This window comes from Clostridium chauvoei, assembly GCF_002327185.1.
Lineage (GTDB): Bacteria > Bacillota > Clostridia > Clostridiales > Clostridiaceae > Clostridium > Clostridium chauvoei.
On the sequence record NZ_CP018624.1, the window covers coordinates 2,640,607 to 2,653,831 of the forward strand.

The 13,225-nt window shown below is 28.3% G+C and carries 12 protein-coding genes; 1 reads left to right on the forward strand and 11 read right to left on the reverse strand.

The genetic code is table 11. The features are described 5' to 3' along the window. Positions 1-2: 2 nt before the first annotated feature. The 6 genes from BTM21_RS12405 to rapZ all read right to left on the reverse strand — a co-directional run bounded on the left by BTM21_RS12405 (position 3) and on the right by rapZ (position 5,872). A complete protein-coding gene (locus BTM21_RS12405) occupies positions 3-1,163 on the reverse strand; it encodes an efflux RND transporter periplasmic adaptor subunit (RefSeq protein ID WP_021874599.1) in 1,161 nt (386 codons plus the stop codon). 103 nt (positions 1,164-1,266) lie between these two features. Next, positions 1,267-1,686 carry a hypothetical protein gene (locus BTM21_RS12410; RefSeq protein ID WP_079481684.1) on the reverse strand — a complete coding sequence of 140 codons (420 nt, stop codon included), beginning with the start codon at positions 1,684-1,686 and terminating at the stop codon, positions 1,267-1,269. 151 nt (positions 1,687-1,837) lie between these two features. Continuing rightward, complete coding sequence (locus BTM21_RS12415; protein WP_079481685.1) at positions 1,838-2,740, reverse strand: sensor histidine kinase; 903 nt, start codon at positions 2,738-2,740, stop codon at positions 1,838-1,840. 3 nt (positions 2,741-2,743) lie between these two features. Next, positions 2,744-3,463, reverse strand: a complete 720-nt coding sequence (locus BTM21_RS12420) for a LytR/AlgR family response regulator transcription factor (RefSeq protein ID WP_021874602.1) — start codon at positions 3,461-3,463, stop codon at positions 2,744-2,746. A gap of 172 nt (positions 3,464-3,635) precedes the next feature. Further along, positions 3,636-4,991, reverse strand: coding sequence for a gluconeogenesis factor YvcK family protein (locus BTM21_RS12425; RefSeq protein WP_079481686.1), 1,356 nt, complete (start codon positions 4,989-4,991; stop codon positions 3,636-3,638). Continuing rightward, on the reverse strand, positions 4,988-5,872 hold the full coding sequence (gene rapZ / locus BTM21_RS12430) for an RNase adapter RapZ (protein WP_021874604.1): 885 nt from the start codon (positions 5,870-5,872) through the stop codon (positions 4,988-4,990). The genes BTM21_RS12425 and rapZ overlap by 4 nt, the downstream gene beginning before the upstream one ends. Before the next feature lie 178 nt (positions 5,873-6,050). Here rapZ and BTM21_RS12435 point away from each other — a divergent pair, with 178 nt between their 5' ends. Then, entirely contained in the window at positions 6,051-7,490 is a 1,440-nt protein-coding gene (locus BTM21_RS12435; protein ID WP_079481687.1) for a DDE-type integrase/transposase/recombinase, read from the forward strand. A 190-nt stretch (positions 7,491-7,680) separates the two neighbouring features. Here BTM21_RS12435 and BTM21_RS12440 read toward each other — a convergent pair whose 3' ends face one another. The 5 genes from BTM21_RS12440 to BTM21_RS12460 form a co-directional block, all read right to left on the reverse strand. Further along, positions 7,681-7,860: a histidinol-phosphate aminotransferase gene (locus BTM21_RS12440; RefSeq protein ID WP_021874605.1), complete on the reverse strand. Its 180-nt coding sequence runs from the start codon at positions 7,858-7,860 to the stop codon at positions 7,681-7,683. Positions 7,861-8,008: 148 nt separating this feature from the next. Beyond that, positions 8,009-8,923 (reverse strand): UDP-N-acetylmuramate dehydrogenase, encoded by a 915-nt coding sequence (gene murB, locus BTM21_RS12445; protein WP_021874606.1) that lies wholly within the window; start codon positions 8,921-8,923, stop codon positions 8,009-8,011. A gap of 107 nt (positions 8,924-9,030) precedes the next feature. Next, positions 9,031-10,890, reverse strand: a complete 1,860-nt coding sequence (uvrC, locus tag BTM21_RS12450; protein WP_021874607.1) for an excinuclease ABC subunit UvrC — start codon at positions 10,888-10,890, stop codon at positions 9,031-9,033. Positions 10,891-11,022: 132 nt separating this feature from the next. Further along, positions 11,023-11,568 carry a dTDP-4-dehydrorhamnose 3,5-epimerase family protein gene (locus BTM21_RS12455; RefSeq protein WP_021874608.1) on the reverse strand — a complete coding sequence of 182 codons (546 nt, stop codon included), beginning with the start codon at positions 11,566-11,568 and terminating at the stop codon, positions 11,023-11,025. Between the two features lie 178 nt (positions 11,569-11,746). Next, a complete protein-coding gene (locus BTM21_RS12460) occupies positions 11,747-13,222 on the reverse strand; it encodes a peptidoglycan D,D-transpeptidase FtsI family protein (RefSeq protein ID WP_021874609.1) in 1,476 nt (491 codons plus the stop codon). Positions 13,223-13,225: the final 3 nt, after the last annotated feature.

The following is a 13,225-nucleotide window of genomic DNA, read 5'->3' on the forward strand; positions in this document are numbered from 1 at the left end:
AATTAATTATCCCCCTTAAAAATATCAGAAGGATTCTTCATTAATTTATCCCCTAAAGTAATATCTCCATCAATTAAACTATAATTATCCCCTTTTAATTCTGCTTTTATTTCTATCTTTTCAAATGGATCTTCCTTATCATCATCTTTAGACTTTGCTACATATAATTTAGAATCTTGTTCATAAACATAATCCTTTGGTATTTGGATACTATCCTCTTTTACCTTTACTTCAACACTAAAGCCAACTCTTATTGCCTTTTCTGGTTTAACATAGAAGTTATATGCTGTAGTCTTTCCATCTACTGATACTGTTGGTAATTCATCTATAGTAGATATTTTACCCTTAACTATATCTCCATTACTTACTACTTTTATCTGAACTTCACTATCAACCTTTAATCCTTCTACATCAAATTCTGAAACTTCTGCTTTAATTAAAGGTTCCTTTGATACTACTCTCATATACTCTACTGTTGGATCTGTTAATCCCTTTTCATTTATATAAACAACACCATTAATCTCAGCCTTAATAACTTTCTTTTGTTTTGATGATAAAGCTTCCTTTTGTTTTTCTAAATCAGCTGAACTATCTTTTAAAGTTTCTATTGCTGCATCTTCTGCCTCTATTTTAGCTTGTGCTGCTTGAAGCTTTTGAGTAAGCTCCATTTCCTTTGCCTCTAACTCTGGTGTAGCTTCTCCTTGTTTTTTACTCTTAACTGCATTTAATTGATTTTTATATTCTTCTATTTCATTATTAAATTCTGTTCTTTTTCCATTACTTCTATTGATTTTTTCATTAGCTGAAGCTATTTGTCTTTCTACTCCTGCCACTTCTTCTGAAATTGCTGGATTTGAATATGTAAAAAGTACATCTCCTTCTGAAACTTCTTGTTTATTTGAAACATTTACACTCTCTATATCACCTAGTGTCTTGTCCATGCCAACTCTTTGTTCTTTACTGATAACACTTATACCTTTAAACTTTAATCCATTTTCTCCAGTAACCTCGAATTTATCTGCTACATTCTCTACTGTACTTTTTGTATTATTTTGATTAACTTTAATTTTATATCCTAATGCTGAAATAACTCCTACGGCAATTATAAAACTAATACTAATAATTATCTTTTTATTTTTTGAAGTTAATTTTTTACCTTTCACTATAACACCTCGTTTAATTTTATTTATAAAAAGCCTATATTTATTAACTTAAATAAGAATTATCTTTTTAAGAAAACAAACATAGGCTATAATTGAAATTCAATTATTCTGCTGAAGCAGTTCCAAATCCATATACTTCTTTTTTTATATAAATAAATATAGCCATTAATACTGGTAATATTAATATAAATAAAATTCCTAATTTAGACTCTACAGTTATAAGACTAAATATAACTCTTAATATTATTGTACCGAAATAACAATATACTCCTACTGCTTTTCTTCTTAAAATTAAGATTACAGATACTAACATTAATATTGTAAATACTAAACCTATAATTATTTCCATTTGTGAAACTTGTGGTACTGCCCCTTCACCTAAAGTCATCATTTGCTCGTTAATAGCATCTTTAAATAATAGACTCATTATAGTTCCAATAATACTAAATGCAATTCCTATAAAATGTAGAATAGAGATTGTCCATATTCCAGCTCCAAGTTTAATTTTTTGATCATTTTCCATAATATCCATCCTCCCCTATTTATAAGTGATTCCCCTAAAACCAACTTATTTATTCACCCATAAGGCTAATCATAATAGATATTACTTCTCAATTAGTAAATTATCAATAGATAATGTACAAAGTGGATATAATCCTACATGAAAAGAATATTTAGAAGATTATTTTAATGATTAAATAATTATCTTCTAAAGTTATGTTAATTTCACCTTTATTCTTTTTAATTATTTTCATGACATTAAATAACCCATAGCCTCTATTTTGCCCTTTTTTAGAAAATCCCTTTTTAAAAAAGCCTTTGATTTCCTTTATTTCTAAATTTTCAATAGAATTTCTAACTTCAATAATATTATCGTCTAATACTACTTCTATATCTTTATTTTCTAATTTCTTAACTTCATCAATAGCATTATTTAATAAATTAGTTAAAACTATATTTAACTCCCAATCTTCTAAGTTATCTTTAAAATCACCCTTTATCTTATAGCTAAAATTTATTCCAAAGTTATTACACTCTAATATTTTATTATATATAATAGCTTTAATAATTGTATTTTTTATATTTAAAATGCCTGCTATTTTACTGGTATCTTTTATATCTCCAATGTATTTTCTAACTTTTGATTTTATCTCTTCTTTACTATCCTCTACTTCTATAATGGAATATAAAGTATTTAAGTGGTTTTTATATTCATGTTCATTTACTTTAATACTCTCTATAAGCTCTTCTAAAACAATATTAGAATACGTATTTATTTCTAAATTCTTTTTTTGTACAACTAATCTATAAGAGGTTTTATAATAATGAAAGCTTATTATAACTAAAATACTTGTTATAATGCTAAACTCTACTATTAAATGATTAAATTGTAAAGCCGAATAGTTTAATAATTTAAAAAAGATAAAGTGAAGAAAAATATAAAGTAATTTAAAAAGTAAACAACTTAGTAATGCTAATGTTATATTTTTTACTATATTTTTCAAGATACTTTTATTAATTAGAATATTATAAAGTAATAAAGAAATTAATATTTCTAAAAAAATTATTATAATCATTTTTTAATTTGCCTTTATGTATATATTATTTTTATATTTATACCCAAGTTTTGCAGCTTCTTTATAATTATTAAAATAAATATTCCAAAGCTTTGGATATACCTTTTCTATCTTATCTATATAATTTAAATTTATTGCATAAGATTTATGGGATTGTACTATATCTTTAAAGTTAATTTCTTCAATAATCTTTGCTAATCCATTTACCTTAACTTCGTATTTTCCTTTTATGGTATGGATTCTACATTTTCTTAAATAATACTCTATAAATATTATATCTTTATGATAAATTTTTACTGATATTTTAGATGAGATATTAAAAATACTAGATGGATTATCGTTTTCTTTAGCATCATTCTTTGCTTTTAAGAAAGTGCTTACTATATTTATTATTTCTTCTTTTTCATATGGCTTTAATAAGAAATCATAGCAATGAATATTTTTGAAAGCATCTAACATTCTATTTGCCTCTATAGTTACAAATACTATTGGTGTTAATTTATATCCAGGTTTAACTCTTATTTTCTCAGCTAATTCTATTCCTGTCCCATCTACTAGATTGACATCTAGTAAAAATAAATCTATATTTTCTTTATTTATTATTTCCATTGCCTTTTTCAAAGATTTTACTGAATAAACGGTAATATCTTCAAATTCTTCTTGTATTATTTTCTTTAAAGCTTCTCTTTGCTCTTCTATATCTTCAACTATTAATATATTCATATTTCACCCCAGCTTTAATTTTTATATACAATACTACTTTTTCGCTAATATATAATAAATATATCATATTTTTCCATAACTTTTCTATAAATTTATTTAATTAGCCTTTATTAACTAAAAAAATACAAAAAAGGTACATAGCCTTATAACTATATACCTTAAATATCTTCATTTAACTTTGATTATTCTTTCTTTTATTTTTTTCTTCTTTTTCTTTTATACGTTGTGATAGATACATATATTCAATAATTTTCTTTCTATCATATAAAAGCTTCTTTTCCATTATTGTATCAACTAAAACTTCTGCTAAATGTTCTGCATCATGTTTTACATATTTCTTTTCTATTTTTACTAATGAAGCTTCTACTACTTCTACACCTAAAGCCTTTAACTCTTTTTTATCTAACTCAACTAATTCTGAGTTATCCTCTAGATACTTAGCTTTTATGTCTTCTGGTATTCCTTCTCTATTAGCTACAACATAATCTACTATATTCTTACCAGCATGCTTTTTTAATACTTTTATATGATCTGAAGCCTTAAAGCCATGAGTTTCTCCTGGTTGAGTCATTATATTAGATATATATATTTTTATTGCATCACTTTTCTTAATAGTATCTGCAATATCTTTTACTAAAAGATTAGGTATTACACTTGTATATAAACTTCCTGGCCCTAAAACTATAGCATCTGCTTCTCTTATAGCTTTTAGAGCATCTTCTAGTGGCCTCGCATCCTTTGGTTCAATCATAAGTCTCTTTATTCTTGAATTTTGTTCCAGAGATTCTTTTGGTATTAAAGATTCACCTTCTATTTTATTACCGTTTTCTAATTCAGCTACAAGCTTCATATCATCTAAGGTTACAGGTAAAACTTTTCCTGTAACAGCTAATACTGAACTCATTTTTTGAACTGCATCTTCAAAGTTATCACTTACTCCATCCATTGCAGCTAAAAATAAATTACCAAAGCTTTGATTTTTAAGTCTTCCATCTGGAAATCTATATTGAAGTAATTCTTCCATTAATGGTTCTGTATCTGCTAATGCTAAAATACAGTTTCTTATATCTCCTGGAGGCAACATTCCAAGATCTTCTCTTAGGTCTCCTGACCCACCACCATCATCAGCTACTGTAACTATCGCTGTAATATTTGATGTATAATATTTAAGTCCTCTAAGCATTGTAGACAGTCCTGTTCCACCACCTACAACTACTATTTTAGGCCCTTTAACTAAAAGTCTCTTTTCGTAAATAAGACTTTCCATCTTTCTACTATCTAATGATAATTTTATATACCCTTTGTTAGTAAGGGCTATTATAGACTTCATTCCTTCTGCTACTGAAACATAAATAACAAATATTCCTGTAATATTTAAGAAAATATAAAATAACTTATAATAAATATCGTAAATTCTATGGTTTACTAATTCCGTAAATCCAAATGCAATTAATAAGATTCCAAAGATTCCAAAGAAAAACCAACGTTTGACTCTTACCCCTGGCCTTAACCAATCTTTAATCTTCACAGTTTTTTAGCTCCCTGATGAACATCTTCTCTGATGTCCCTATGTTCTACAGATACATTATAGTTCTTTTCTGATAGCTTTTCATAAATTGCATTTGCAATGGCAACTGACCTATGTCTTCCACCTGTGCATCCTACAGATATAATAAGCTGTCTCTTTCCTTCTTTCTTATAATTTGGAATTAAAAAGTCTAACATATCTATTGACTTACTTACAAATTCTACTGTTTCTTGTTGCTTTAATACATAATCTTTAACAGGCTCATCATTTCCTGAATATGGTTTTAACTCTGGAATATAGAATGGATTTGGTATAAATCTAACATCAAATACCAAATCTGAATCTACTGGAATACCATATTTAAATCCAAAACTTAATACAGTTACAGAAAGTTGCTTTTCTGGTTGTTCTGCATCTCCATAGTTTTTATTCATTTCTTCTCTTAAATCTCTTATTGCATATTTAGATGTATCTATTATTATATCTGCTCTATCTTTTACTTCTCTTAATTTATTTCTTTCTTCTGTTATCCCAGTAATAACTCTACTTCCTGGTGATAACGGATGACTTCTTCTTGTCTCTTTGAATCTTTTAACTAAAACCTCATCTGATGAATCTAAAAATAATATTTCATATTTAAATTCTTGATCTTTTAAATAATTTAAGCTTTCGAATAAATCATCAAAGAATATTCCACCTCTAATATCTATAACTAGTGCTACTTTATCTATCTTTCCTTGACTTTGAACACATGCTTCTGCAAATTTTGGTATTAATTTTGGTGGAAGGTTATCTACACAGAAATATCCCATATCTTCTAAACTTCTTGTAGCTTCTGTTTTACCTGCTCCTGATAATCCTGTAACTATTATAAATCTCATATGTTGCCCTCCCTTGTTTGTACGTTAGTGTAAAGTTTTTTACACTACTTTTCTTTTTAAATCTTTATATATCAAGGTTTCGCCAGTTTTTTTGTATAAAAAAATAACGACCCCCTAATTTCATGTTAAAATTGAATCTCTAACCAAACAAAATCACACATGAAAGGATGTCGTTATTATGGATTCAATTATAACTTATTTAATTACTTATAATCAATATTTAATTGCCATTATCGGTCAATTACTTTTATTCATCTCAAAACATATTCCACTTAACCAGATGATATTTGATGATTCTAATAGTCCAGAATACCAAAAATTCAAAGTAGATAAGCTACCCACAATTATTAGATTTGAAAAGGTAGACTATATATTACTTTTAGCTTATTACAAACATAAATATAACAAGACCGTAAAACCCGTCCAAAGACGGAACGGGAAGTCTATCCCTAAAAAAACTAAATGTCCTAAGTGTGGTGCACCACATGAATATATATACGATAACAATGGCAGTAAAGGACAGTTTCAATGTAAAGTTTGTGGTCTTACATTTAAAGAAACTAATCACACAACTAAACCAATAGTATTTATATGTCCTTATTGCGGTGCTACGCTTACGGAACAAAAGCAACGCAAGCACTTTAAAATACATAAATGCAATAATTCTAAATGCTTATACTATCAAAGAAATCTTAAGAATCTTCCAAAGAATATTGATCCTTGTGATAAATACAAGTATAAGCTTCATTACATATATCGTGAATTTAATATTAACTTCTTTAAAATGGATCTATATCCAATATCAAAACATGCTACCGGATTTAGTTTTAAGAAGTTTAGCCCGCATATAATGGGACTATGCTTGACTTATCACGTTAATTGTAAAATGTCTACAAGACAAACAGCTCATGTTTTAAAAGAAGTTCATGGAATAAAAATTTCACATAGAACTGTTGCTAATTATGCTCTAACAGCAGCTGCTGTTATTAAGCCGTTTGTTGATACCTTTGATTACAAACCCTCTAAAATACTTTCTGCCGATGAAACTTATATAAAAGTAAAAGGCATTAAGCATTATGTCTGGATTGTAATGGATGCTTGTAAAAGGTCTATTCTAGGTTATCAAGTATCTGATACAAGAAATACTGGCCCTTGTATACTAGCAATGCGTATGGCTTTTGATAAGTTTAAAGACTTCCCTGGAAAAGCTTTAAACTTCGTTGCCGATGGTTACAGTTCATATCCGTTAGCGAAGCAACAATTTGAATTAGAAAAAAATAAAGAATTTAATCTAACTCAAGTTATCGGACTTACTAACGATGATCCAGTATCTGAAGAATTTCGTTGGGTTAAGCAAGTTGTAGAGCGTTTAAACCGTACCTTTAAATCTTCCTACAGGGGTACCTGTGGTTATGGAAGTGATGAAGGTGCTCTTTATGGCTTCTCCCTTTGGGTTGCTTATTACAACTTCTTACGCCCGCATCCTTACAATTACTGGCGTCCTTTAAACGAATTAAAGCAACTAGATGGTATTGACAATATGTCTGCAAAGTGGCAAATTCTTATCAGTCTCGGTCAACAAACCATATTACATATGCAAGAATCACAAACTTCTTGATAAATCATAAAATCAAATATTGATTAAGTTTTTGCCTCCGTTACCGAAGGTCTTTTTAGCATATTCAATTTTAAAATTTTCTTAGATATTATAAAGATATTTTTAACTATTATTCCAAATTAGCCATAAGCTATTTTTTCATACGAAACTTTACACTATCGTTTGTACTGTTCTTTATAATTAAATTATATCACATTTTCGAATCTCGTTCTTCCATTGCTCTAAATAATAATTCACAAAATTCTCTGTTGTCTTCTTCTATTCCTATACTTACTCTTATCCATCCTGGTATTCCTAAAAGAAACCCTGGTCTTATAATATACCCATGCTTTAATAAATATTCATGAATAGGTTTACCATCACTCTCCAATTTTATTAATACTACAATTATATATTACCTTACTTTAATTTACAATTTGCATTTAATAATTTGAGGTTTTTATTTAATTACACATAAAAAATAGGACCTAATTAATTAAGTCCTAAATATCTTTCAAATACTTTTTATTTTAATTGTATTAATCTTCACCTATAATTCTAACTTCTGGATGTAATTCTACTCCAAACTGTTTCTTTACTTCTGCTTGAATATGGTGTATTAAATCTAATATATCCTTAGCTGTAGCTCCACCTTTATTTATAACAAAACCTGAATGTTTTTTAGATACAGCAGCTCCACCAAGAGTAAAACCCTTTAAACCTGCATCTTCAATTAACTTTCCTGCAAAATATCCTTCTGGTCTCTTAAATGTACTTCCTGCTGATGGATATTCTAATGGTTGCTTAGATTCTCTTTTAAAAGTTAAATCATCAACTCTTTCTTTTATGTTAGCTCCATCGCCTTTTTCTAAACTGAATGTGGCTGATAAAACTATATATCCTTTTTTCATAACAATTGATGATCTATAACCTAACTCTAACTCTTCATGTGAAAGTGTTAAAACATTGCCTTCAGTATCTATAACATCTGCTGATTCTATAACATTTGATATTTCTCCATTATATGCACCTGCATTCATAAATACTGCGCCACCCACAGTTCCTGGAATTCCACAAGCAAACTCAAAACCAGTTAAAGAATTTTCTAATGCTGAATTAGAAACATCTTTTAACATAGCTCCACACTCTGCTTCAACCTTGTTATCTGTTACATTTATATTTTTTACATTTCCAAGTTTTATAACAACGCCTCTTATTCCGCCATCTTTAACTAATAAATTTGAACCATTTCCAACTACGTAAAAAGGTATATTGTTTTTTCTGCAAACTTCAATTGTTTTTATTACCTGTTCTTTGTTATTAGGTATTACTAATATATCTGCCGGTCCACCTACTCTAAAATGAACATACTCTTTCATAGGTGCATCTAATTTTAAACTCTCTTCATCATAAAATTCTTTAAATAAATCTACAAAACCTTTATATTGATTCATCACAAACTCCTTAAAAAACGTAGTAATATCTTTTCCTAGTATAAATTAAAAATTTCTATTAAACAACCCATTTAAATATAAATTATTATCTTTTACAATATTGTAACTTATTTATTAAAATAATCTATTATACTTTGGGCCGCTTTTTTATCTATGCTTTCTGTATCTAATAATTCTTCAAGTTTAGCATTTTTTATATTTTCAACACTACCAAACTTCATAAGTAAATTTCTTCGTCTTTTTTCTCCTATATTTGGAATGTCTTCTAATATAGAATGTAATGTTCTTTTATCCCTAAGACTTCTATGATAAGTAATAGCAAATCTATGTACTTCATCTTGAATTCTTCTTATCATTTGCATTAGATTTGAGTGTCTATTAATTATAATCTCATCATTATTAAATATAATTCCTCTAGTTTGATGTTTATCGTCTTTTACAAGTCCACATACAGGTATATTTATATTTAACTTTTTCAGTACCTCTAAAGCAACATTTACTTGCCCTTTCCCTCCATCCATCATTATAAGGTCTGGAAAACTTGAAAATTTACCTGAAGAAAACTTTAAACTTCTTTCCTGAATCTGCTTTATTTCTTCAAGCCCATGAGTAAATCTTCTTTCTAAAATTTCTCTCATACTATCATAATCATTAGCACCCTTTACAGATTTTATTCTAAATCTTCTATAATCACTATTTTTTGCTCTTCCTTCTTCAAAAACAACCATAGTCCCAACAGAATCCACACCTTGTATATTTGATATATCATATGCTTCTATTCTAAAAGGTGTTTCTTCTAGTTCTAAAGCTTCCTTCAATTCTAAAAGTGAAATCCTATTTATCTCCCTTTCTTGAAGGAATTTATCTTTGAATTTTTCTAAAGTTATTTGGGCATTGCTTTTAACCATTTCTAGCATATCTCTTTTTTGCCCTTTTTGTGGTATCTTGATCCACACTTTAGAACCCCTCTTTATATTTAGAAATTCTTCTATTAAATCTAAATCTTCTATTTCTGGTACAAATATAGTCTTTGGAACCTTTGCTGTACCTCCATAAAATGATGTTATAAACTCTCCTAAAATTTCTCCAATACTCTCATTTACGGTATTTTCAAATATAAAATGTTCTCTTCCTGTTATTTTCCCTTCTCTTGAAAAAAACACTTGAATACAACTATCTTTTTCGTCTTGGAATATGTTAATGAAATCTTCATCACCTTCCATAGTCTTAAATATTTTTTGCTTTTCAGCTATCGCTTCAATTGCTAATATCTTATCTCTAAGACTAGCTGCCTTTTCAAATTCTAAATTCATAGCAGCTTCTTCCATGTTAGCCTTTAATTGATTTTTTATAGTTTTATCTTTTCCATTAAGAATATCAATAATATCATCAATCATTTTTTTGTATTCTTCTTTAGTTGCATGGCCTGCACAAGGTCCTAAGCATTTTTTTATATGATAATTAAGACATGGCCTAATCTTTTCTCCATTTTCTTTAATTGAAAGCTTACATGTTCTAAGTGGAAATAACTTATTTATTAAATTCATAGTTTCATATACAACTGTACTATTTGTATATGGGCCAAAATATTTACTTCCATCCTTTGCATATTTTCTTGTTACAAATACCCTCGGGTAATCATCATTATTAGTAATCTTTATAAAAGGGTAAAACTTATCATCCTTTAACAAAATATTATATTTAGGACTATATTTTTTTATTAGATTACATTCTAAAATTAATGCCTCCATTTCACTATCTGTAACTATGTATTCAAATTCTGATATATTCTTAACTAAAACTCTAACTTTTTCTGAGTGATTTTTAGAATTTTGAAAATAACTTTTTACTCTATTCTTTAATATCTTTGCCTTACCTACATAAATAATTTCACCTAAATTATTTTTCATTATATATACACCAGGTTTTTCTGGTAAATTTTTTAGATGATACTCAAAATCAAACATTTTATCACCACCCTTTTTCCTTTATCCACAGTTTATAAAGTAAATTTTATCACATTTGTGGATTAATACAATAAGGGCTTTGTGTTTTAACAAAGCCCTTATTGTATAACTAACTTACATATATTTTAAACTTTAAAATGGTGACTGAAAATCTTCAAATCTTGGAAAGTTTTCATCTTCCTCTTCAACTGATATATCGCCTTGAAAATCCCATGGTATATTTAATGAACTCCAATGAATTCCCCCTCTATACTCTGGAATAAACGGTTTAGTTACTTTATAAAAAATTAAAGCCTCTTTATCACCTTTAATATAGTATCCATGAGCACATCCTTTTGGAATATACAATAATTCTTTATTTGTTTCATTTAAATCTACCATAGCATATTTTCCAAAAGTTTTTGAGTCTTTTCTTAAATCTACAACTACATCTTGTATTTCTCCTTTTATACATGTTACTAATTTGTCATGTGCTTCTGGTGGTGCTTGAAAATGCATTCCTCTTAAAGCACCTGGCTTTGCAATTGCATAATATTCTTCTTTGAATTCTGTACTCAGTCCATAGATGTTAAATTGAATATCATTAAATACCTTTATAAGATCACATGTATTGTTCATTGATATAGATGGTGTAATAACGAAGCATCCCTCAACGCCTAATGGTTTTACTCTAAACATTATTTTATTTCCCCTCTTATCCTCAAAAGTTTGTTATTTACCCTTTTTTTCGAAAAATTTCAAAAGAAATTCCTACTTTTAATATATGTTTTTGTAAAATAAAAGTGTTTATCTTTAAAAAAAATAGAGTACTAAGTATGCCTTAGTACTCTTTTAAGATTTCTTTTAAATTTTTTAATTATTCTCCTAAAACTGCCATTCTTACTACTTGTGATGCTATTTCTGCTGCTGTTCCTGCACCATTTTCACCATTTTCAACAATTACAGCTACTGCTACTTTAGGATTATCTAATGGTGCTGCTGTTATAAACCAACCATGAGGAATTGCATCAGTCCCATCAGGTAACTTATAATCTGCTGTACCTGTTTTAGCTCCAGCATTTGTTCCTTCAAAAGCAGGCCATCTATATAAGTTATTTTCTACTAAATATCCCATATATCCTTTAACAGTTTCTGCTACATCTTTAGGAATTACATCTTCTTTTAAAACTTTATTTGGAATTTCTTTAACGTTATTTCCATCTTTATCAACAACTTTATTAACTAACTTAGGTTCCATAAGAACTCCATCATTAGCTACCGTTGCTGCCATTATTGCCATTTGCATTGGTGTTACTACAACACTTCCTTGCCCAATACCACTTTGTGCTATATTCCCTTCTTCATATGATTCTAAAGTAGGGAATTGGCTTATTGACATTGATACTCCAACACCTGGAATTCTTGAATTAAAACCAAATTTCTCTGCAGTTGCTTTTAATTTTTCATTTCCAAGCTCCATTGCTAACGTACCAAATACTACATTACTAGAAACTCTATATGCTCTTCTTAAATCAATGTTTCCATGTGCTTGATGCATATAGTTGTTTAATGTTGATCCATCTGCAAATGTTATTTTACCAGTATCATTAAATATTCTTCCTGTTACTGAAGGATTATTTTCAATAGCACTAGATAATGTTATTGTTTTAAATACTGATCCTGGTGGATAAATACCATTAGTAGCTCTATTTAAAAGCTTATTTTCTTCATCTACACCTGCATTTGCATCCTTTATAGCTTGCTCCAAGTTAGCTGGATCATAAGTTGGTTTTGAAACCATTGCTAATATTTCTCCTGTTTTAGGATTTAAAGCTACAACTGATCCCTTTCTATCGCCTAATGCATCATAAGCTACCTTTTGAATATTATAATCTAAAGTAGTTACTAATCCATTACCAACCTTTTTATCCTGTTCTTTATCTCTATTTTCAAAAGCACTTTTTAGGTTAAAGTCCTTAAATAAATTTCTAATTCCATTTGAAAAAGTATTGTAACTTGAAAGCTCATTATCAAATTCTTCTTCTAATCCTGTAAGTCCATATCTTTCGTCAACATATCCTAATGCATGAACATAAAGATCTCCATAAAGATATTCTCTATCTTGTGTTAATGTGTCTACTCTTTTGCTCTTTGTTAAAGGTTCACCGTTTCTATCATAAATAGTTCCTCTTAAAACTTCATTTCTTTTTGCCCAAAGTCTTACGTTTTTAGGATCTTCGGCAATACCTGGACCTTTAAATATCTGGAAGTAGGCCATATATGATATTAATCCTATAAAGCAAAAAAGGAATACAACCATAACATTTCTAACGCTTTTTGCTAAATCATTCATATA